This is a genomic window from Flavobacterium pasteuri, assembly GCF_048286615.1.
Taxonomy (GTDB): Bacteria; Bacteroidota; Bacteroidia; order Flavobacteriales; family Flavobacteriaceae; genus Flavobacterium.
In genome coordinates this window covers 140415-162483 of record NZ_JBLVPN010000008.1, presented here as the reverse complement: position 1 = coordinate 162483, position 22069 = coordinate 140415, and the positions used below count along the sequence as shown (strand labels likewise).

Genomic DNA, 22069 nt, shown 5'->3' with positions numbered 1-22069 from the left:
TATAGGTATTTAATTTTGTTTTTAATTTTGGTGTAAGTAAATGTATATAATATTTTGATTTATTTTAAATATTATTTCAAAAAATCCCCATCTATGATTAATAATTCAACTCCATTAGCAGTTATTGAGCGATGAGAACTGGCGTCATCTGAAACCACATAAGTCATTCCTTTAGAGAGTTGGACTTGTTCTCCTGATTCTAATTCACTAATAAAATCACCTTCAAGACAATGCACAATATGTCCTTTTTGACACCAATGATCTGCTAGATAATCTTTGGAATATATTACTTTTCGAATTCTAAGTCCGCCTAATTGTATCGTTTGCCAATGCGCCATTCCTGTTATCCCGATATGTTCGGTCTTTTCTATTGAATCCCAATTGATAGTTTGGAAAGGTATGATAGACATAGAATTTATTTTTAGATTATTTAATTGCGTTGAGAACTCGAATTTAAGTGCTTTAAAAGAAAAAATCCCCAACTACTTTCGGAATCGGGGATTAAATTGTTTTTTATTTCAAAATAACTAGCTATTTGAGTAATGGAATACTGGATTTATTTTTTCTTCAGAACTTTGTATTCCTCATAACATCCGCTTATAGCATCCATGATTTGCAAATCATTAGCTGTTTTTATAAAAGATTCAGAGTAGTTACAACGTTGCAGAATTTCAGCTATTTCATTTTTGTCAACACCTAAAAGAACTGATATTGTTTCTCTGTCAAATTTAGATTCCAAAAGGTTTCTTACCGTATCATCTTTCTTCATTTCTTTCAGTTTCTTGAGCTCTTTTGGATTCTTACCAAAGAAATTATAGAGCATGTCCGCGGGATTAAATATAGAACCCAGCACTCTTCCAAAAGCATTTGGAGAATATTCCCCTGCTTCATATCCTTGTGTTAAGCCGGAAATACTATACCTGTAGTTTTCTCTAACTGGGATAATTTTAGTGTCTACTTCAAGGTATCCTGTTAGATTAAAAGGTCTAATTACGACTTCTTCAAGCGCAATGGCTTTTTCAGTAAGTTGTATTTTGGTGCTTTTGTTTTTTATCCAGTCATTGGTTACACGAACGCGAAGTGATTGAAATCCTAAACTAGTAATGTGAAGCGTATCGTTCAATTGTACATCTATTTCAAAATATCCTCCTGAATCGGTAGTTGCGCCTCTAACTTTATTGATATTAATGATATTTACGCTAGATAAGGGCTGTCTAGTAGTATTGCTGATAATGATACCATTAACTTTTTGGGAGGGTTCTTTAACTTGCGCAAAAGCAGTTGCAGAGAGTACTAAAAAAAAGAAAACTACAAAATATTTCATAAACTGGTTTAAGACTTTAAAAGTAATAAAACAGGATTAAATATTTTGTAGTTCCAGTATATAATTATAAGAAAATTAACAATGAATGTTAGTCTCTTCTTGGTCTTCTTGGTCTTGGTGAGTCACCAAAGCTTTCAGAACGTCTTGGTGCTCTGTCAGATGAACCTTCAGTTCTAGGTCTGTCAGAAGAAAAGCCACCTTCTCTTCTTGGAGCTGATGAGCTTCTTGGTCCGAATCCACCTTCTCTTGGAGCTGAATTTCTATCGCTTCTAAATCCACCACCTGAACCTTCTCTTCTTGGAGCAAAGCTTCCTTCTCTTCTTGGAGCAGAACTTCTTCCGCCGCCAAAACTTCCACCAGAACTTCTTCCGTTATGGTCACGTCTTCCGCCACCATCATTTTTAGAAATTTCAACATTGATTCTACGTCCTTCTAATTGTACGTTGTTCAATACTTCCATTACTTTATCAGTATGTTCCGGATCAGTGTTAAAGAAAGAGAAACCTTCTTTTACATCTACTTTGAAAACGTCATCACGACCTAAGTCTAATGTCTCTTTCAAGTAATCTTTCAGTGACATCCAATCAAAGTTATCTCTAGAGCCTATGTTCACAAAATATCTTGTTGCACCACCATTGTTATTTTCTCTTGGAGCACCATCTCTATCATCGCGATCACGTCTTTCAGAACCTGAAGCTTGATTAGAAATATCTCTAGTTTTCTTGTAGTAATTGATAAAACGATTAAATTCAACCGATACCATTTTCTTGATTAATTCTTCTTTCGATAAACCTTCAAGAACGCTGTTAATTGCAGGAAGATAGTTGTCAATTTCGTGATCAACTTCTGTATCTTTAATTTTAGTAGCTAAGTGTAATAATTGGATTTCGCAGATTTCAATTCCAGAAGGGATTGTTTTTTCTTCGAATTTTTGTTTGATGATTCTTTCGATTGAAGAAATCTTACGCAATTCACTTTTAGTTACGATTACGATAGAAGTACCTAGTTTTCCAGCACGACCCGTACGACCTGAACGGTGGTTGTAGGTTTCAATTTCGTCAGGTAATTGATAATTCACTACGTGAGTAATGTTATCAACATCAATTCCACGAGCAGCAACGTCAGTAGCTACAAGCATTTGAATTTGTCTTCCTCTAAAAGATTTCATAACACCATCACGTTGCGCTTGAGATAAATCTCCGTGCAATGCAGCAGCGCTGTATCCGTCTTCAACTAATTTTTCAGCAACAGCTTGTGTGTCACGTTTAGTTCTACAGAAAACTACTGAGAAAATGTCTGGATTAGCATCAGCTAAACGTTTCAAAGCTTCGTAACGATCACGTGCATTTACAAGGTAAAATTCGTGAGAAACGGTAGCAGAACCTGAGTTTTTAGCTCCAACTGTAATTTCAATTGGGTCTGTCATGAATTGTTTTCCAATACGTGCTACTTCAGCAGGCATTGTTGCAGAGAATAACCATGTGTTTTTTTCGTCTGGCGTAGTAGAGAGGATGTTTACGATATCTTCGTAGAAACCCATGTTCAACATTTCGTCAGCTTCGTCAAGAATACAATAGTTGATTTGAGATATGTTTACCAAACCTCTATTAATCATGTCTTGCATTCTTCCTGGAGTTGCCACAATAATTTGCGCGCCTCTCTTTATGTCTCTCGCTTGTTCTGTAATGCTAGCTCCACCGTAAACTGCTACCACATTAATACCTTTTTCGTATTTAGAGTAGTTTTTAATTTCGTTGGTAATCTGCAAACAAAGTTCGCGTGTTGGAGATAAAATTAATGCTTGTGTGTTTCTGTTGTTGGCATCAATTTTCTGAATAACTGGAAAACCAAAAGCTGCCGTTTTCCCTGTCCCTGTCTGAGCCAACGCAACCATATCTGTGTCTTTTTCCAATAATAGGGGAATCGCTTTCTCCTGTACTTCGGTCGGATTTTCAAATCCTAGATCTAAAATCGCCTTCAGTAACGATTCACTCAATCCTAATTGTTCAAATTTATTCATATGTATTTTTAAAATAGGGTGCAAAATTACTGTTAATAATCGATATAAACTAATGCTATTTTAAGATTTAATGTTTTATTATAATTTGATTATCAGAAAGTTATATTTTTTATTTGCGAATTATGCGTTTTGATTTAGGATTTTGGTGTGAAATTACGCCTTGGATTTTGTTTTTTTGTTATAAAAATGTTGTATTTATGGCGTTTATTTATTCAGTTTTAAAAAATTAATTAATAGCTGTGTAGCTTTTCCTCTGTGGCTGATTTTATTTTTAATAGCCAATGATAATTGGGCAAAAGTTTCTTGATATTCTTCAGGTTTGAAAATAGGGTCGTAACCAAATCCTTGATTACCTGATTTTTCTAAAGTAATTTCCCCACGGGCAATGCCTGTAAAAAGATGCTGTTTTCCATTTAAATTCAATGCAATCACTGTTTTAAACTGTGCCTTTCTATTACTTTTATCGGATAAGCATTCTAATAATTTATCCATATTATCATCAGAATTCCGTTGCTCTCCGGCATATCTTGCAGAGTAAACGCCGGGTTCTCCATTCAGGGCATCTACTTCCAGTCCGGTGTCATCAGCAAAACAATTGTAACCGTATTTTTGTGTAACGTAATTGGCTTTCAGAATCGCATTGCCTTCAATTGTTGTGGCAGTTTCAGGAATGTCCTCATAACAGCCGATGCTTTCTAAGCTCAGAATTTCAATCGTGTCAGGAAGTATACTTTGTATTTCCAGTATTTTATTTTTGTTGTTGGAAGCGAAAACAAGTTGCATTTTATTAGTTTTAATTTTACTCTTCAAAGATACATTTTTTTAGATAGTGCGTTGAGATGATGTCAAGATCAGTCCGAAGTGTCTATTGATAATACGAGAAGCTGTGTATTTGGAGGTTAATAAATGTTTTAGGATGTAATTTATTGGTAGTCAATATGTTAATTAACAGTTAAAGTATTGTTTTCTAATGATTAGACTAACATAAGTTGTATCTTTGAGTGTGGTTTTGATTAATCACTTGAATAAAAACTATCTGCAAGGAGAAGAGTATTCAAATTTTCATTTCATACTGAACAGTATGTTTGATAAATGGTAAATCAAAATTTACAATCGGAGGACTTTTTAAAAGTCCTCCTTTTTTTTGTTATAATTTTAAAGATTTAAATTTTAAAGTTTGAATTAAAAGGACATTTTTCAAGATGTGAAAAGATTACTAAATATAATTTATATGCTGTGATCTAATACGTTAATAGTTGTTTAAACGTTTGTTTTTAATGGATTGTGTTAAATAAGATTGTTTCTTTGATTAGTTACTTGAGTATGTTAATCTTGCAATAAGATATATTAATTTAACAGTCAGCTATACTACTATAATTGTATGAGTTGATAATGGTAAATCAGAACCGACAACAGTTGGAATCAAAAGGTCCTCCTTTTTGTTGCCTTAATTTTATTATCTGGTTACGCTTTACAAGTTCGTCACCACGCATGAAAATTTAATATAAGTAAAGCTTTTTTACTAGTGACAGCCAGAAGTTAATTTACAGCATGTAAAGTGTTTTTATAAAAACAAAAAACCTCCTCCGGTATATAAGTCAATACCAAAATTTCACAATCATTTTTATCTGAATAAATAGTACAAAAATAATCAGATATATTGCTAATAAGGTGATTCCTGAAACGAAAATTTATTGGTTCTTGTTAAAGTTTTTGAACTAAATTAATGAGGATATTGAAAATTAAGCTTTTTTACTAGAGAATAAAGACTTAATTTAACTACTTTAAAAATCCAACGTATTATTTTTATCGTAAATATATAATATTAAAATTATATGCACATGTATCAAAGATTATCGAATACCACCCATACTGTTTTACTATTATTTTTTGTTTTTTTGTTTTCAATCAATAGTTTTTCGCAATATATTTTTAATAAAAATTCATTTCCTAAAGAGGTGTCGCTCCATAGTTTTACTACAATTGCTGATGTGGGCCAACAAAATTTAAATATTCAAGAGGTAATTGCTAATTACGAATCCTTAAATCCCAAAAGACTTGAAACCGAAAATGATGATTTGGGTTTTACTGAAAACAACTTTTGGGCTAAAGTCGAACTTGAAAATCGATCAGATACATCGTTAGAATATTATCTAGAAACAGCAAGGCCAATAACTGATCTGGTAGAATTATATATTGTTGATGGTGCCTCCGGAAAAATTGTCAAAATGGTAAGTGGTGATAGAATGCGTTATTCTGAGCGTAGTTTTGATAATAGAAAATCAATTTTCGAGTTAAAAATTCAACCTAAATCCAATCTGAAATTGTTTTTGCATCTAAAGAGTGATGGTGAAGTAATAAAAATTCCTGTAATGCTGTATTCATCGGAAAGTTTCATAACGATGATTTCAAATGAGCAATTATTTTTTGGAATATTTTATGGTATTTTGTTAATTGCGGCAATTATCTATTTTTTCTTTTTTTATGCTTTAAACGAAAAGATATTTTTATACTATAGTTTGTATGTTTTATTTGTTGGTTTACTGCAATTTGCTTTAGATGGTTTTTTCTATAAATATGTCACCCCAAATGCAGGATGGTTTTCCAATCATGGCGTATTATTTATTGCGATAATTGCTGTTTTTCTATCGGGTAAATACAGTGAACTGTTTTTGAAAATTAAAAAGAATAGCAATAAAATTTATATTCTATTTAATGTAGCGTATGCATTATTGCTTTTGTTATTATTCTGTGTGATTTTTATTCCATCACTCTTGTTGTTTTCCTATGTTTTAGTCAATGTGCTTACGCTGGTTTTTTTGATCTTAATTGTATATTCAATACTTTATCTTTATTACAAAAAAAAGCCTGTAGACTTTTTATTTACAACCGGTATTTTATTTTTGATTTTAGGTTTTGGTATATTTATTTTATATAATTTCGGGTTATTTCCTATTAACTTTTTTACTCAAAATAGTTCGAAATTGGGAACAGGTTTAGAGGTTATTTTTCTTTCATTATCGATGTCAAATTTGATTCGGAATCTTAAAAATGAGAAAAACGAACTCAATCGTCTTGCTTTGGTTCGTTCTGAAGAAATGAATGATTTGAAATCCTATTTTTTATCGAATATTAGTCATGAATTAAGAACTCCTTTGAATGCAATTATGAATTTGATTGACTCGATATCTGTAGAAGTTCAGGATGATAAAATTAGGAGAAATTGCCAAATTATAAAGTATTCTTCACACAGTTTATTGAGTTCTGTAAATGATATTTTAGATTTTTCTAAAATTGAGAAAAAAGAATTAAAATTGGAATCCGTTAAGTTTGATCCTGCGAGAGTTCTGGAAAATCTAAAAAATAATGCAATCAATAGAGCTAATGATCAAGGGCTCGAGTTTCAATTTTTAATATCAGATGCGATTCCTGATTTTTTAATTGGCGATGTGACCAGATTGGTTCAAGTTATAAATAATGTATTAAATAATGCCATCAAATTTACATCTAAAGGTTTTGTGAAATTTGATATAGACTGTAAGGTTAAGGAAAATAATCGAGCAAGTTTGAAATTTACAGTTTCAGATTCTGGTGTAGGAATTCCTAAAGAAAAAATGAATAGTATTTTTGATTCATTTTCTCAAAATAGTATAGATAATAAGAGAAAGTTTGGAGGGCTAGGATTAGGACTTTATATTGTAAAGGCTTTAGTGGATATGCAAAATGGGACTATTGATATGGATAGTAAAGTGAATGAAGGTACAACTTGTATTATAACTTTAGATTTTGATATTGTACCTCAAGAAGAAAATTCAGAAGTCTTAACTATGCCTATAGTTTACGATTTAGAAGGTAAATCAGTTTTAGTAGTTGAAGACAATCCCATTAATCAAATGGTTGTTAAAATGATAACTAAAAAATGGTTGAATACGACTGTAGTTTATGCTAATAATGGTCAGGAATGCTTAGATGCATTTAAGACAAACCATTTTGATATTGTATTAATGGATCTTCAAATGCCGGTTATGGACGGTTACGAAGCAACTATAGCGATTAGAAATGGGGAAGCAGGAGTTGCTAATGCTGCTGTTCCTATAATTGCAGTTACCGCCGATGTAATGGAGAGTACTAAATTACGTGTGACAGAAATTGGAATGAATCATTATTTATCTAAACCAATTAAGAATGACACTTTATACACTGCGGTAAAAAACTTAGTTTAATTAAAACGCAATCGTACATAAACGTGTTTAATGCCTTTTTTATCTGAATCCCTTTCGTCGATTTCTAGAATATCTGTAAGGGATTTTAGCATTGGAGTAAGTTTAGAAAAACCATAATTTCTTGGGTCGAATTCTGGTTTCTTTTTCACTATTAAGTTTCCTACATCCCCAAGAAATGCCCAGCCGCTATCATCGCCTATATCTTCAATGGTAGATTCTATTAACTCGATAGTTTGTAAATCAATTTTATTTAGGCTTTTTGGAGTTGCTTTTTTAGTGTCCGATGCAGTTCGTTTTGGTAATTTCTTTTTGATAGCTCCATCCAAAACTTCAATATAAATAAACCGGTCGCAGGCAACTATAAATGAATTTGGTGTTTTTTGTTCTCCAATTCCAATGACTTTCATACCGGATTCACGGAGTCGAATTGCTAAACGTGTAAAATCAGAATCACTGGAAACAATACAAAAACCATCTACCTTGTCCGAATATAATAAATCCATGGCGTCAATAATCATGGCAGAATCTGATGAATTTTTCCCAACGGTGTAACTGTATTGCTGTATAGGCGTGATAGCATGTTCTAATAATACACTTTTCCATCCACCTGCATTCGGTTTAGTCCAATCGGCATAAATACGTTTAGTAGTGGGTGTTCCAAATTTAGCAATTTCTTCCATCATCCCTTTTACATTGCTATAAGGAACATTATCAGCATCAATGAGAACTGCTAGTTTTAATTCTTTTGTATCTTGCGACATAAATTTGTAATGTTGAAATATTTATTCAAATGTACAAAGTTTATTGGGAAAAACCTCTCGAAGTTTGAGGATTAGCCCAGATTGAAACGGTGTCCTTTTTCACCCTCATTGCATTAGACAAAGCAATCTTTCTTGACAACACAAAAGATAAAGTCTAAAGCAGGACATCGAAGATTCAGCGCAACTAAATAGTAACTGATATTCATGATAATAAACCCTGAAAAATAATTTCGCTTTCAATACCTTTATAAAATTTAAATAATTATTTTTGCAACTTCTTAAAATTAAAATTATTACTTGATATATTATGGTAAAAGATTTATTCGAAAGGATTCAAAACAATAAAGGGCCGTTAGGAAAATGGGCTTCGCAAGCTGAAGGTTATTTTGTTTTTCCTAAATTGGAAGGTGAGTTAGGTCCAAGAATGCAGTTTGGTGGAAAAGATATTTTGAATTGGAGTTTGAATGACTATTTAGGTCTTGCTAATCATCCAGAAGTGCGTCAGGCAGATACGGAAGCAGCAGCTCAATATGGTGCAGCTTATCCAATGGGAGCTCGTATGATGAGCGGCCACACCAAATATCACGAGCAATTAGAGAATGAATTGGCTGCTTTTGTAATGAAAGAGTCGGCATATTTATTGAATTTTGGATACCAAGGAATTATGTCAACAATTGACGCTTTGGTTACAAAAAATGATGTAATTGTATATGATGTAGATGCGCATGCTTGTATTATTGATGGTGTTCGTTTGCATATGGGAAAACGTTTTACATACCGTCATAATGATCTTGCCAGTATGGAAAAAAACTTGGAACGTGCTACAAAATTAGCTGAAGTAACTGGAGGAGGAATCCTTTTTATTACTGAAGGTGTTTTTGGGATGCGTGGACAACAAGGAAAATTGAAGGAAATTGTTGCCATGAAGGAAAAATTTAATTTCCGTTTATTGGTTGATGATGCACATGGATTTGGAACACTAGGAAAAACAGGTGCCGGAGCAGGTGAGGAGCAAGGTTGTCAAGATGGAATTGATGTTTATTTCTCTACTTTTGCAAAATCTATGGCTAATATTGGTGCGTTTGTAGCGGCTGATAAAGACATTATTGATTATTTGAAATATAATTTACGTTCTCAAATGTTTGCAAAAGCATTGCCAATGATTCAAACTATTGGATCTTTGAAACGATTAGAATTGTTGCGTAATCACCCGGAATTGAAAGATAAATTGTGGGAGAATGTAGATGCATTGCAAAACGGATTGAGAGAGCGTAATTTCAATATTGGAGATACTAATACTTGTGTAACTCCAGTATATCTTGAAGGAAGTGTACCAGAAGCAATGATTATGGTAAATGATTTAAGAGAAAACTACGGAATTTTCTTGTCGATTGTAATTTATCCGGTTATTCCAAAAGGGATTATCTTGTTAAGAATGATTCCTACAACGTCTCATACTTTATCAGATGTTGATGAAACATTAACTGCTTTTGAAGCAATTCGTGAGAAACTTGAAAATGGTACATATAAAGAAATTGCTAGCAGAACTACGGTTGATTTAGACGCTTAGTTTTTGAAATTATAGCAATTTTAAGTTTATAAAAAATCCATCAGCTTTTGTTGATGGATTTTTTTTGAAATGTATCTAGCGAGTAATGAGTATATTTATGCAACTTAAAAATTTAAAGGTTATGAAAAAAGTAATTTTATTGGGTGTTGTTTTTATAACTGGTTTTGTTTCATGTAAAAAAGAAAAGGAAACGGAAGAAACGCCAATTGCACCACAAGAAATAGTTGTAGAAGAAACTGTCTCAGAAGAGTGCTATAGTGCAAGTATTAAAAAAGATACTATTTTGATGTCTTTGAATGTAAAAGGAAATCAAATAGCTTCTGGGAAATTAAGTTATAAGTTTTTTGAAAAAGATAAAAATGAAGGAACTTTAGTGGGAGAAATAAAAGGCGATACGCTTTTTGCAGATTATACTCTTATGTCCGAGGGAGTTTCGTCAATTCGAGAAGTTGCTTTTTTGAAAAAAGGAAGTACGTATGTTGAAGGTTATGGCGATGTTGTAGATGACAATAAAGGAAAAGTCACTTTTAAAGATACTAAACAATTAAAATTTGAAGGAAATATCGTTTTGTCAAAAATAGATTGCAAAATGTAATTTTCATCATAAAAAATAGTATTTAAAACTAAAAAATCCACTCGCCGCGACGAATGGATTTTTTAGTTTTAAATACTATAATCTAAATTACTATAAATTCTTTAGAAAAGTACATCTTCGTTTGTGAACAACAGGATTGAAATGCTTCCATAAGTTATGTATCGCGACATTATCTGCCAATTCAGGTGTTCTAAAACAATTGAGAATACCTTTTTCTTTGAAAGTTTCATAACATTCTTTAAAAAGTATTGCGGTAACTGCCTTGTTTTGGTATTCAGGAAGCACGCCAATCAAATAAAAAATTACATTTTTACTGTTTTTTCGGGCTTTAAGCATACGTAGAAAACCAAAAGGGAATAATTTCCCCTTAGACTTTTGTAATGCTTCTGAAAAATCAGGCATCACTATGCTGAAGGCTACAATATTATGATCCTTATCTTCTACAAATTTTATAAATTCGGGATTTATAAAGCTAATGTATTTTTTTTTGAAGTACTCTTTTTGTGTTTCTGAAATAGCAACAAAAGAAGATAAGGAAGCATACGATTTATTAAATAAATCAAACATTTTATCTACATGTGGCATCACTTCTTTAGTAGTTTTGAAATTAAGCGGACTTAACTGATACCTTCTTTTTACCAAATCATTTGCCTTTTCAAAAAATTCCAATTTTACATTTTCGAAAGGAAATTTACTTTCTAAGAATTTTTTTTCAACACAATAACCCAATTGCTCAAAATGAGTGGCATAATACGGATGATTGTACCACGTAATCATAGTTCCAATCTGGTCAAAACCTTCGGTTAAGACGCCTACTTTATCTAAATTTGAAAAACCCATCGGGCCTTCAACGTGTTCTAAATTGTTTTTCCGACCTAATTCATACACTTTTTCCAAAAGTGCTTTAGTTACTTCAATATCATCAATCACATCAAACCAACCAAAACGAACTTTCTTTTTTTGTTGGTCGTTTACTTCACTCCAATTAATGATTGCCGCAATTCTACCTACTATTTCATTGTTTTTGTAAGCGATATAAAAATAGGCTTCGGCATTTTCAAAAGCTGGGTTTTTTGTTTTGTCAAAGGTTTCCAATTCATCAGCTATGATTGGCGGAACCCAATATTTATTTTTTTTGTATAGGGAAAAAGGGAATTTGATATAATCCGTTAATTCACTTTTTGTTGTAGCTTCTTTTATTGTAATCATTATCCTTTTTTTGTCTTTTTTGCTCTTTTTAATGCTTTTTTATCGGAATCCTTATTGTCAATGTTTATTCTTACTTCTTGATAATTGGCGTCGTAGCGCCAAGAAAAACCAATGCCTCCATAAAGTGCCGAAGGTGTGTCTTTAAGACTTGTGCTTATTGAAGCATCAATTTGCAAGTCTTTATTCAATAAATAAGCCGTGCCACCACGAACTATTGCATCAGCATACAAATCACTTTTTAGGCCTTGATTTTCTAAAAAACCAGACCATTTGTTGTTAAAGCCGCGTGTAAGTGTAATGGCATATCCATAGCTAGGAAAATCTGTACCAATGTAATCCGCAGTAATATTTGAGACTAAAACCCATCTTCCGTCACCAAAATGGTTTTGCGTAATTAACATCGCTTTTGGTGAGAATTGTGCAGGATATCTACTCACGGTTGGGTTTCTATTTGAAAGCGCATAGGGATTGTTTTCTGCAGAATAATTAACGCCCACAAATCCAGAGATAGCTGGAATTAACTGGTGCCAATTGAATGCTCGATTGGCTTTCCAACTGTATATGTTTACCTTTTTTTCGTAATTTTTGAAAGGATCGTAAATCAAATATTTGGCTCCTAAAACAGTTTGTTTGAAATCAGCAATGGCAGTTTTATTTAACAAGGAGGTGTAGATTTCATTTTGGTATTGTATATCTGCTATCAATTCTAGTTTTTCCATAAATAATCCCCATCGCAAGGTGGCATCAATCCCAAAACCATTGGCATTATAATTCAATAAGCTATGATTTTGTTTTATACCGTAAACCCCTGTTTCTATTTGGATTACTGACTTTCCAACTGCGTAAGCCGACATGGTTTCGCCCGGTCTATTTGAATTTATTTGATCTGTATGTTGGCCATAATGAATACTTGGAAGCATTGAAATAGCAGCTATAAATAAGATTTTGATTTTGGACATATTATTTTTTTGGGTTAAAAAGTAATAACGCTTTTCAAATGTACTATATTTTATTATTTATTTAAGAGAGATATTTTAATTTTGAACGGTTGATTTATTAATTTTGTAAAAAATTACACTTATATGCAAACAGCCTCTTTCATTGGTTTTATAAAAGCGCTTTTTTATATGATCGCTTTCTATTATATTTTTAAATTTTTAGCAAAACTATTTTTGCCTTTATTGCTTAAAAAAGTGGTCGAAAAAGCGGGCGAAAATATGCAGAAACAGCATCAGTATGCACAAGATAGTACTTGGAAAAAAACACAAAGTAAGGATGAAGTAATATACAATACGGCAAATGCTAAAAATCCTCGCGAAACCAAAAAAGTGGGTGATTATGTTGATTACGAAGAAATAGATTAAATTTGTAGTTATTAACACCGTTTTTACTCTAATCCAAACCATTTTACATTGAAAATAATAAATAAGTTCTATCCACACGCCTTAGCCATATTTGGTTTTGTTGTAATTTCTCTCCTATATTTTTATCCTGTATTGCAAGGAAAACAAATTTTCCAATCAGATATTGTGCAATATACAGGGATGGCTAAAGAACAAAATGATTTTAGAGCCACGGATAATGTTGAACCGTATTGGACTAATTCAGCCTTTGGTGGAATGCCAACGTATCAATTGGGAGCCAAATATCCACACGATTATATTGGTGCGATAGACGATGTCTTGCGATTTTTACCGCGCCCTGCGGATTATTTATTTTTATATTTCCTTGGATTTTATGGTTTGATGTTAGTGCTAAAAGTTGATCCGTTAAAGGCATTTTTTGGAGCTTTGGCCTTTGGTTTATCTACCTATTTGATTATTATTCTTGGAGTTGGCCATAATGCCAAAGCGCATGCGATTGCCTATATGCCACTGGTTATTGCCGGATTTATTTTGGTATTTCAAAAAAAATACATTCTGGGAGGTTTAATTACGCTTTTTGCGACAGCATTAGAAATCAATGCGAATCACTTCCAAATGACCTATTACTTATTGATTTTCCTATTGATACTTTCTGCTTATTTTTTATATCAGCAAGTAAAAGAAAAGGAATATAAATCACTTTTGCATTCCTTTGGGGTATTAGCCGCAGCAGGAATTTTAGCGATTGGTGCCAATGCTACGAATCTATTAGCCACTTCTGAATATGCTGATTTTAGTATTCGTGGTAAAAGCGAACTGACATTCAATCCAAACGGTTCAAAAAACGAAACGACTTCTTCAATGTCTAAGGACTATATCACGGAGTACAGTTATGGAGTAATGGAAAGTTTTAATCTTATTGCCCCGCGACTTTTTGGTGGCTCTAATAATGAGGCTGTTGGAAAAGACAGTAATATGTATGAATTCATGATAGGTCAGGGAGTTCCAGAAGATCAGGCAACTGATTTTGTTTCAGGAATGCCAACATATTGGGGAGATCAACCTATTGTGGCAGCTCCTGCATATATTGGAATTGTAGTGTTCTTTTTGGCAATTTTGGCTTTATTTATTGATAAAAGAAAGATTAAATATGTATTTCTATCGGGTTCAATAGTTGCGTTAGTTCTTTCTTGGGGTAAAAATTTCCCTGTTTTAACGGACTTTTTTATTGATTATGTTCCAATGTACGATAAATTCAGAGCAGTATCTTCTATCCAAGTTGTTTTAGAATTGTGTATTCCAGTTTTGGCTATTATGGGATTACAGTCTTTCTTCAAATTAGACAAAAAACTACAATGGAAAGCATTATATGAAACCACAATTTTAGGTTTAGGAATTATTTTGATTTTATTTTTAAGCAAAAGTATGTTCAGCTTTTCTGGAGGAAACGATGCTTATTTTCAAGAAAGTTACGGTCCTGAGTTTGTAAATGCGCTTAAACTGGATAGAATGAGTTTATACAGCGCTGATTTATTGCGTTCAGGCTTTTTTATAGTATTAACAGCCGGTGTTTTATGGTTGTTCATTAAAGACAGATTTGCTCAAAATACAGCCATTATAATCGTAGGTTTATTGATGGTTTCCGATTTGTTTTTTGTGGATAAAAAATATGTTTCCGGGAAAGATTTTGTAAGTGGAAGCCAAGTTCAAGTGCCTTTTCAAGAGTCGCCTTCTGATGCTGAGATTTTAAAAGATACGGCTAATTATCGCGTTTTTGAAGTGGGCGATATCATGGGGGCAAGAGCTTCTTATTTCCATAAATCTATTGGTGGATACAGCGCCGTAAGACCAAGAAGAATGCAGCAATTAATTGACTATCAAATTTCAAAAAATAATATTGAAGTCCTTAACATGCTTAATGTAAAGTATGTAATCCAAAAAGATAAAGAAGGAAAAGAATTCCCAGTATCAAATCCAGCTGTTAATGGAAATGTATGGTTTGTAAGCCAAGTAAAATTAGTGAATTCAGCTGATGAAGAGATGAAAGCGTTGGATAGTTTGGATTCTAAAAATGTCGCAATTGTAAATAGTAAAGATTTTGAAATCAAAAATACGGCTTTCGCCAAAGACAGTTCAGCGACTATAATTTTAGAAAATTACAAACCTAATTACTTGAAATATGTGTCTAATAATTCAAACGAAGGTTTAGCCGTTTTTTCCGAAATGTATTATGGAAAAGGTTGGAATGCCTATATTGATGGTAAAAGTGTAGAACATATTAGAGTTGATTATGTTTTAAGAGGATTGCAAATTCCAGCAGGGAAACACAAAATAGAATTTAAATTTGAACCACAAGTTGTAAATACTGGAAGTACCATAACGTTAATTAGTTCTATAGGAATTTTGATTCTTTTAGTAGGAGGGATTTATTTTGAAAGGAAGAAAGGTTTTAAAAATTAAATTATGAAAGAGTTATTAAGTTTAAAATCATTTCAACAAATATTGCTTTGGCTTTTTCTTTTAGGAATTATTATTGGAGTTTTATTAACGCTATATTTTATTAATCCGGATAAATTTAAATTTTATTTAATAATTCCATCGATACCCGCTTTATATTTTATAGGCAAGGGATTGTATAAAAACAGTAATTTGTTTTTTACAGATTTAAAATCAATTACCACAAAATCCTAACCTTGGAACCAAAGAAAATTTTAATAATTACGTATTACTGGCCACCAGCAGGAGGACCTGGAGTACAGCGTTGGCTTAAGTTTGTTAAGTACTTGCCGGATTTTGGTATTCAGCCTATTGTTTATATTCCAGAGAATCCGACGTATCCTATTATTGATGAGAATTTGGTTAAAGAAGTTTTTGAAAAGACAATTATTCTGAGACAGACCATTTTTGAACCGTATCAACTGGCTTCTTTTCTTTCGAAAAACAAAACTAAAAAAATCAGTTCTGGAATTATTCCAAATCAGAAAAAACAATCTTTTCTGGATAAAACTTTTCTTTGGATTCGTGGGAATCTTTTTATTCCGGATGCACGTGTTTTTTGGGTAAAACCATCGGTTGCTTATTTAGAGAAATACATTGTAGATAATAATATTGATACCATTGTTACTTCTGGACCGCCGCACAGCTTACATCTTATTGGACTAGAATTAAAACAAAAATTAGATTTGAAATGGTTTGCTGATTTCAGAGATCCGTGGACAACTATTGGCTATCATAAATCCTTGCGATTGTCCAGTTTTGCTGCCAAAAAACACAAAGCACTAGAACATCAGGTTTTGAGTACAGCCGATACAATTATAGTAACCAGTAAGACTACTAAAACGGAATTTCAAGCGATTACAAATAAACCAATTGCTGTAATTACCAATGGTTATGATACGGAAGAAGTCGAAAAGCAAACTTTAGACACTAAATTTACCTTAGCACACATTGGTTCTTTTCTTTCTGAGAGAAATCCTCATGTTTTATGGGAAAGTTTAGTAGAATTGCTACATGAGATTCCAGATTTTAAATCGCATTTAGAAATAAAACTAATTGGAGCTGTGAGTCAGGAAGTTTTAGAAACAATTACTCATTTTGGGCTAAATACCTATTGGAATAATTTGGGTTATGTATCGCATGCAGAAGCCATTGCACATCAAAGAAAATCACAGGTTTTGTTGCTTATCGAAATTGATTCGAAGGACACAAAAAGCATTATACCTGGAAAATTATTCGAATATATGGTTTCAAACCGACCTATTATTGCGATTGGTCCTAACGGATCTGATTTTGCCGAAATCATAACGGAAACCAACACAGGTGTATTTTTTGATTATTCAGAGAAAATGAAACTTAAAAGTGTAATTTTGGATTTTTATAATCAGTTTTTGGAAGGGAAATTAAAAGCAAACGGTGTTGGGTTACAACGTTATTCTAGAAAAAATATTACCAAAGAATTGGTTGAATTGTTTAACAAATCGTAAATAAAAAGTGAGATTGCTTCGTGCCTCGCAATGACAAAAAAATGGGAATAGTATTAAATCAATCTTTAAAGAATACAATAATTACTTATTTAGGTTTTGGAATTGGTGCTATAAATACCCTTTACTTGTATCCATTTTTTTTAGGAACGGTATTTTATGCTTTAACAAACTACGTACTTTCTTGGGCAAATATTATTATGCCGTTATTGGCTTTTGGGATGCAAAATACTTTGGTGAAGTTTTATACTCAATATAAAACAGAAGATGAGCGCTCTAGTTTTCTATCGTTTACAGTACTAATTCCTTTATTATTGTGTATTCCTTTAGTATTGATTGGATTATTCTTTTTTGAACCTATTTCATTGTACTTGAGTAAAGAAAATCCTGTAGTTAAGGATTATTTATGGCTTATTCCATTTATAGGATTAAGTATGGCTTATTTCGAGATTTTTTATGCTTGGGCAAGAGTTCACATGCATTCAGTATTTGGAAATTTTGTTAAAGAGGTGGGACTTAGATTATTTTCTTTGTTTGCTTTGATTGGAGTTTATTACAAATTGATTACTGTTGTAGATTTTATTTATGTTACGGCTATTATTTATTTTTTGGCTTTTATTATCACTATGTTTTATGCTTTCCAAATAAAAAAACCTGTTTTTCAGTTCTCCATTCCTCAAAACGTGAAAGATGTTTTAGTATATACTTTTTTCATTATTTTATCAGGTAGTGTTGCGGTTATGTTACTGGATATTGATAAGATTATGCTGAATCAATATATTAAAATTGAGAATATTGCCTATTATTCAGTTGCAACTTATATCGCTTCTGTTATTGCAGTTCCCAGTCGTGCGATGCATCAGATTACATATCCCATAACGGCTAAATTGATGCATGAGAATAAACATGATGAATTAAATGATTTGTACAAAAAGACTTCTATAAATCTGCAAGTTGTTGGAGGTTTTGTGATGTTGTGTATTTTTGTTAATATAAATCAATTGTATGTAATGGTTCCAAAAGAATATAGTGGAGGAATTCTTGTGGTATTTTTGATTGGGATTTCTAAATATTTTGATTTGATTTTAGGAAACAATAATGCTATTATTTTCAATTCAAAATATTATCGTATGGTTTTGTTTTTAGGATTATTGCTTGTTTTTTTGACAGTAGGATTGAACATGTTTTTTATACCAAGATATGCTATAACAGGGACAGCAGTTGCAACTTTATTATCTATTACTCTATACAGTTTGGCTAAATTACTTTTTGTAGTCAAGCGTATGCATTTGTATCCATTTACAAAACAAACAGTTTATTCTCTTGTAATCACTTTTGGAATATTTTTATTATTTTATTTTTGGGAATTTCCTTTTAGCCCAATAATTAGTATTGCCTTAAAATCTATTTTGGTAACTCTCTTATATGTTTATATTAATTATAAATTTGTTATTTCCATTGAAATTAATCAAGCGTTAGATGTAGTTTTTAAAAAATTGAGAATTAAGGTATAATTTTTTTAGTTCAGAAACAGTACTAATTCTAATTCCTAAAATCATCTTTCAAAATAAAGTTTATCATAACTAACGTTTTCTTGATTGATAAAATAGTTAAAGAAGTCTTATAGCAGATTTAATTAAAGAGGTTTGTATGTAAATCTTGTAACTTTATATAATTATTGTATAACTTTTAAAGTATCTAAAAAAAATATATTTGCGTAGAACTTTAATAGTAAAAATAACTAGCAGTTTAATTGTTTGGATTGATCAAAAATCACTAAAAGTGGGTATTGTGGAAATAATAGATTACACTTATTTTTGCCAAGTGTTATTTTAACAAACTGTTTTTAGAAAATAATAAATAGCTAAAGTAATTTATACCAATAATTATGAAAAGCAATACATATATTAACGAAGAAAGTCTACAAAAATTTACTAGTACGCTAGCTAATAAAATCCACCATGGATTTACTATTATAGAACAAAATGATAGTTTACCTTTTGCAGTTTTATCAAAAGATAGGAAAGAGGTAGATCACGGGTTTAATTTTTTACTTTGTTGTATGACTTTAGGTGTATGGTCAGTTGGTTGGATTTACTTGACTTATGTTTCTTCCAAAGAAAAAAATATAGTGATAGCCATCGATGAAGATGGAAATACATTTGAAGAAAAATGCTATTCAGAATAGCATTTTTATAATTTTTCCTTTAGGTATTTTCCAGTAACTGAATCTTTTATTTTTACAATTTGTTCCGGAGTTCCTACGGCTAATAATTTCCCCCCATTTTCTCCGCCCTCAGGTCCTAAATCAATAATCCAATCAGCACATTTGATAAGATCAAGGTTGTGCTCAATTACTAGAATCGAATGACCTTTGTCTATCAATGCATCAAAAGAAGCCAATAATTTTTTGATATCATGAAAATGCAATCCTGTCGTAGGTTCGTCAAAAACAAATAAAGCTTTGTCTTTTGTGGCTCCTTTTACCAAGAATGAAGCGAGTTTTATACGCTGCGCTTCCCCACCGGAAAGTGTAGAAGATGATTGTCCTAATTGTACATAACCCAATCCAACATCCTGTAAAGGTTGCAATTTCTGAGTGATTTTAGTTTGTTTATTAGCTATAAAAAAAGCAATTGCATCATCTATCGTCAGGGTTAGAATATCATGAATATTTTTACCTTCAAAAGCAACTTCCAGAACTTCTTTTTTAAATCGTTTTCCGTTACAGGTTTCACATGGTAATTGTACATCGGCCATGAAAACCATTTCTACGTTTATGGAACCTTCTCCTTTGCAGGTTTCACATCTTCCGCCATCAACATTAAAAGAAAAATGTTTGGCTTGGTAGCCTCTTATTTTTGATAGTTTTTCCTTGGCATACAATTCCCGAATATCGTCATATGCTTTAATATAGGTCACAGGATTAGAACGGGAACTTCTTCCTATTGGGTTTTGATCTACGTATTCAATATGCTTGATTTGCGAAAACGAACCTGATATTTCGCTGAATTGCCCTGCTTTTTCACCAACATTTTCGAGCTTTTTTTGCATCGCCGGAAAAAGGATTTTTTTAACAAGCGTACTTTTTCCGCTTCCTGAAACTCCGGTAATAACAGTTAATACATCCAGAGGAAAAGTTACATCTATATTTTGAAGATTGTGTTCTCGAGCTCCTTTTATTTCGATAAAATTCTTGAAAAGTCTGCGTTTTTTGGGAACAGTAATTTCTAAGTCTCCATTCAAATATTTAGCGGTCAGAGAAGTTGATTTTAGAATTTGATCATACGTGCCTTGAGCTACCAGATTACCTCCAAAAGTACCTGCTTCCGGACCAATGTCAATAATCATATCTGCGGCCTTCATGATATCTTCATCATGTTCTACCACAATAACCGTGTTTCCTAAATCTCTTAAAGATAACAGTACTTTTATCAGGCGTTCCGTATCTTTTGGGTGTAAACCAATGCTCGGTTCATCCAGAATGTACATAGAACCCACTAAACTACTTCCTAGCGAAGTCGCTAAATTGATGCGTTGTGATTCTCCCCCGGAAAGTGTTGCTGAATTTCTGTTTAACGTCAGATAATCTAATCCTACTTCGGTTAAAAACGATAATCGATTATTGATTTCTACTAACAATCGTTTCGCTATTTGTTTTTCATAAGCATCTAAGTCAATATTTTCGAAAAAAGCAACCAAATGTTTAATAGGCAAATCAACTAAATCTGAAACTGTTTTTGAGTTAATTTTTACATACGAAGCTTCAATTCTCAGACGTTTTCCTTTGCAGGAATGACATTTTGTTTTACCTCTGTAACGCGAAAGCATAACCCTGTTTTGGATTTTATAATTCTTTTCTTCCAGTTCTTTGAAGAAATCATTTAAACCTTGAAAATAGCTATTTCCATTCCAGATTAATTCTTTTTGGTCTTCAGATAACTGGTAAAAAGGTTTGTGAATTGGGAAATCAAATTTGTATGCGTTATTGACTAATTCGTCTCGAAACCAACTCATACTTTCACCTCTCCATGGGAAAATTGCATTTTCAAAAACGGATAAAGTCGTATTTGGCACTACTAATTCGCTATCTATCCCTATAATATTGCCATATCCTTCACATACTGGACATGCTCCATACGGATTATTGAAGCTGAATAAATGTACATTTGGTTCTAGAAATGTAATTCCGTCCAATTCAAAATTATTGGAATAGGAATACTTTTTATCAGAGTTTAATTCTTGTAAATAGCAAATTCCTTTTCCTTCAAAAAAAGCAGTTTGTACCGCATCAGCCAATCGATTGTAGAACTCTTCTTCTCCTGAAGTGTCGGGATTAACCACAATACGGTCAATGATTAGAAATATGTCTTTTTTTGCAAACGAATCCGGTAAATCATCTAAACGGACCATTTCATTATTTACTAATATTCGGGCAAAACCCTGTTGTAAAAGCACTTTTAGTTTGTCTTCTAGTTTTCGTCCTTCTTCCAGATGGATAGGGGCAAGAAGCAGCCATTTGCTCTCCAATTCAAAAGTTTTTACATCGTTAACTACATCAGTTACCGTATTTTTTTTGACTTCACGACCAGAAATAGGAGAATATGTTCTGCCTATTCTGGCAAAAAGCAATTTTACATAATCGTATATTTCAGTTGAAGTCCCTACTGTAGAACGTGCGTTTGTTGTATTTACCTTTTGTTCGATGGCAATCGCAGGAGCAATTCCCTTGATATATTCCACTTTTGGTTTATCCAAACGTCCAAGAAATTGTCTTGCATAAGATGACAAGCTCTCTACGTAACGGCGTTGCCCTTCGGCATATAAAGTATCGAAAGCCAAGCTTGATTTTCCAGAACCTGACAGTCCTGTGATAACCACTAATTTATTTCGGGGAATCGCAACATCTACATTTTTTAGGTTATGTACTTGTGCGCCTTTTATGATGATATTTTTCTTTGGATCTAATTTCGAAAGGTCAACTTGCATAAAAATGATAATTTTTACAAAAGTAATCAATTTT

17 protein-coding genes are annotated in these 22069 nt (G+C 32.3%); 9 read left to right on the top strand and 8 right to left on the bottom strand.

The genetic code is table 11. The features are described 5' to 3' along the window. Positions 1 to 71: 71 nt before the first annotated feature. The 4 genes from ACNQF6_RS13050 to ACNQF6_RS13035 form a co-directional block, all read right to left on the bottom strand. Positions 72 to 410 (bottom strand): DHCW motif cupin fold protein, encoded by a 339-nt coding sequence (locus tag ACNQF6_RS13050; RefSeq protein ID WP_417966342.1) that lies wholly within the window; start codon positions 408 to 410, stop codon positions 72 to 74. Positions 411 to 556: 146 nt separating this feature from the next. Beyond that, the gene (locus ACNQF6_RS13045) at positions 557 to 1324 is read right to left on the bottom strand and encodes a carboxypeptidase-like regulatory domain-containing protein (RefSeq protein ID WP_417966341.1); all 768 of its coding nucleotides are present in this window, start codon (positions 1322 to 1324) and stop codon (positions 557 to 559) included. Between the two features lie 88 nt (positions 1325 to 1412). After that, positions 1413 to 3344, bottom strand: a complete 1932-nt coding sequence (locus ACNQF6_RS13040; protein ID WP_417966340.1) for a DEAD/DEAH box helicase — start codon at positions 3342 to 3344, stop codon at positions 1413 to 1415. Between the two features lie 204 nt (positions 3345 to 3548). Further along, positions 3549 to 4127, bottom strand: coding sequence for a non-canonical purine NTP diphosphatase (locus ACNQF6_RS13035; protein WP_417966339.1), 579 nt, complete (start codon positions 4125 to 4127; stop codon positions 3549 to 3551). A gap of 1058 nt (positions 4128 to 5185) precedes the next feature. Here ACNQF6_RS13035 and ACNQF6_RS13030 point away from each other — a divergent pair. Beyond that, positions 5186 to 7567, top strand: a complete 2382-nt coding sequence (locus ACNQF6_RS13030; protein ID WP_417966337.1) for a hybrid sensor histidine kinase/response regulator — start codon at positions 5186 to 5188, stop codon at positions 7565 to 7567. On the opposite strand, the gene ACNQF6_RS13025 is transcribed toward ACNQF6_RS13030, so the two are convergent. Further along, positions 7564 to 8328, bottom strand: a complete 765-nt coding sequence (locus tag ACNQF6_RS13025; RefSeq protein WP_417966336.1) for an NYN domain-containing protein — start codon at positions 8326 to 8328, stop codon at positions 7564 to 7566. The genes ACNQF6_RS13030 and ACNQF6_RS13025 overlap by 4 nt on opposite strands. A gap of 307 nt (positions 8329 to 8635) precedes the next feature. Here ACNQF6_RS13025 and ACNQF6_RS13020 point away from each other — a divergent pair, with 307 nt between their 5' ends. Continuing rightward, a complete protein-coding gene (locus ACNQF6_RS13020) occupies positions 8636 to 9898 on the top strand; it encodes a cysteate-C-fatty acyltransferase (RefSeq protein ID WP_417950197.1) in 1263 nt (420 codons plus the stop codon). A gap of 121 nt (positions 9899 to 10019) precedes the next feature. Next, positions 10020 to 10493, top strand: a complete 474-nt coding sequence (locus ACNQF6_RS13015; RefSeq protein WP_417966335.1) for a hypothetical protein — start codon at positions 10020 to 10022, stop codon at positions 10491 to 10493. Positions 10494 to 10583: 90 nt separating this feature from the next. On the opposite strand, the gene ACNQF6_RS13010 is transcribed toward ACNQF6_RS13015, so the two are convergent. Together ACNQF6_RS13010 and ACNQF6_RS13005 are read right to left on the bottom strand one after the other, a co-directional pair. After that, the gene (locus ACNQF6_RS13010) at positions 10584 to 11702 is read right to left on the bottom strand and encodes a GTP cyclohydrolase (protein ID WP_417966334.1); all 1119 of its coding nucleotides are present in this window, start codon (positions 11700 to 11702) and stop codon (positions 10584 to 10586) included. Continuing rightward, positions 11702 to 12661 carry a transporter gene (locus ACNQF6_RS13005; RefSeq protein ID WP_417966333.1) on the bottom strand — a complete coding sequence of 320 codons (960 nt, stop codon included), beginning with the start codon at positions 12659 to 12661 and terminating at the stop codon, positions 11702 to 11704. The genes ACNQF6_RS13010 and ACNQF6_RS13005 overlap by 1 nt, the downstream gene beginning before the upstream one ends. A 123-nt stretch (positions 12662 to 12784) precedes the next feature. Between ACNQF6_RS13005 and ACNQF6_RS13000 the strand changes: the two genes are divergently transcribed. The 6 genes from ACNQF6_RS13000 to ACNQF6_RS12975 all read left to right on the top strand — a co-directional run bounded on the left by ACNQF6_RS13000 (position 12785) and on the right by ACNQF6_RS12975 (position 19234). Beyond that, complete coding sequence (locus tag ACNQF6_RS13000; RefSeq protein WP_417966332.1) at positions 12785 to 13066, top strand: DUF4834 family protein; 282 nt, start codon at positions 12785 to 12787, stop codon at positions 13064 to 13066. Between the two features lie 48 nt (positions 13067 to 13114). Then, the gene (locus tag ACNQF6_RS12995; protein ID WP_417966331.1) at positions 13115 to 15526 is read left to right on the top strand and encodes a YfhO family protein; all 2412 of its coding nucleotides are present in this window, start codon (positions 13115 to 13117) and stop codon (positions 15524 to 15526) included. Positions 15527 to 15529: 3 nt separating this feature from the next. Then, entirely contained in the window at positions 15530 to 15757 is a 228-nt protein-coding gene (locus ACNQF6_RS12990) for a hypothetical protein (RefSeq protein ID WP_417966330.1), read from the top strand. Between the two features lie 2 nt (positions 15758 to 15759). Further along, positions 15760 to 17049 (top strand): glycosyltransferase family 4 protein, encoded by a 1290-nt coding sequence (locus tag ACNQF6_RS12985; RefSeq protein ID WP_417966329.1) that lies wholly within the window; start codon positions 15760 to 15762, stop codon positions 17047 to 17049. A 41-nt stretch (positions 17050 to 17090) separates the two neighbouring features. Then, positions 17091 to 18560, top strand: a complete 1470-nt coding sequence (locus tag ACNQF6_RS12980) for a lipopolysaccharide biosynthesis protein (protein WP_417966328.1) — start codon at positions 17091 to 17093, stop codon at positions 18558 to 18560. Positions 18561 to 18934: 374 nt separating this feature from the next. Beyond that, a complete protein-coding gene (locus ACNQF6_RS12975) occupies positions 18935 to 19234 on the top strand; it encodes a hypothetical protein (protein ID WP_417966327.1) in 300 nt (99 codons plus the stop codon). Positions 19235 to 19239: 5 nt separating this feature from the next. Here ACNQF6_RS12975 and uvrA read toward each other — a convergent pair whose 3' ends face one another. Continuing rightward, positions 19240 to 22035 carry an excinuclease ABC subunit UvrA gene (gene uvrA, locus ACNQF6_RS12970; RefSeq protein WP_417966326.1) on the bottom strand — a complete coding sequence of 932 codons (2796 nt, stop codon included), beginning with the start codon at positions 22033 to 22035 and terminating at the stop codon, positions 19240 to 19242. Positions 22036 to 22069 lie beyond the last annotated feature (34 nt).

Excerpts from the sequence above, each read along its gene's own strand:
- ACNQF6_RS13010 (WP_417966334.1), bottom strand. The coding sequence starts at position 11,702 with ATGATTACAATAAAAGAAGCTACAACAAAAAGTGAATTAACGGATTAT.
- ACNQF6_RS13015 (WP_417966335.1), top strand. The coding sequence starts at position 10,020 with ATGAAAAAAGTAATTTTATTGGGTGTTGTTTTTATAACTGGTTTTGTT.
- ACNQF6_RS12990 (WP_417966330.1), top strand. The coding sequence starts at position 15,530 with ATGAAAGAGTTATTAAGTTTAAAATCATTTCAACAAATATTGCTTTGG.
- ACNQF6_RS13040 (WP_417966340.1), bottom strand. The coding sequence starts at position 3,344 with ATGAATAAATTTGAACAATTAGGATTGAGTGAATCGTTACTGAAGGCG.
- ACNQF6_RS13005 (WP_417966333.1), bottom strand. The coding sequence starts at position 12,661 with ATGTCCAAAATCAAAATCTTATTTATAGCTGCTATTTCAATGCTTCCA.
- ACNQF6_RS12975 (WP_417966327.1), top strand. The coding sequence starts at position 18,935 with ATGAAAAGCAATACATATATTAACGAAGAAAGTCTACAAAAATTTACT.
- ACNQF6_RS12980 (WP_417966328.1), top strand. The coding sequence starts at position 17,091 with ATGGGAATAGTATTAAATCAATCTTTAAAGAATACAATAATTACTTAT.
- ACNQF6_RS13020 (WP_417950197.1), top strand. The coding sequence starts at position 8,636 with ATGGTAAAAGATTTATTCGAAAGGATTCAAAACAATAAAGGGCCGTTA.
- ACNQF6_RS13050 (WP_417966342.1), bottom strand. The coding sequence starts at position 410 with ATGTCTATCATACCTTTCCAAACTATCAATTGGGATTCAATAGAAAAG.
- ACNQF6_RS13035 (WP_417966339.1), bottom strand. The coding sequence starts at position 4,127 with ATGCAACTTGTTTTCGCTTCCAACAACAAAAATAAAATACTGGAAATA.
- ACNQF6_RS13045 (WP_417966341.1), bottom strand. The coding sequence starts at position 1,324 with ATGAAATATTTTGTAGTTTTCTTTTTTTTAGTACTCTCTGCAACTGCT.
- ACNQF6_RS13000 (WP_417966332.1), top strand. The coding sequence starts at position 12,785 with ATGCAAACAGCCTCTTTCATTGGTTTTATAAAAGCGCTTTTTTATATG.
- ACNQF6_RS13025 (WP_417966336.1), bottom strand. The coding sequence starts at position 8,328 with ATGTCGCAAGATACAAAAGAATTAAAACTAGCAGTTCTCATTGATGCT.
- ACNQF6_RS13030 (WP_417966337.1), top strand. The coding sequence starts at position 5,186 with ATGTATCAAAGATTATCGAATACCACCCATACTGTTTTACTATTATTT.
- uvrA (WP_417966326.1), bottom strand. The coding sequence starts at position 22,035 with ATGCAAGTTGACCTTTCGAAATTAGATCCAAAGAAAAATATCATCATA.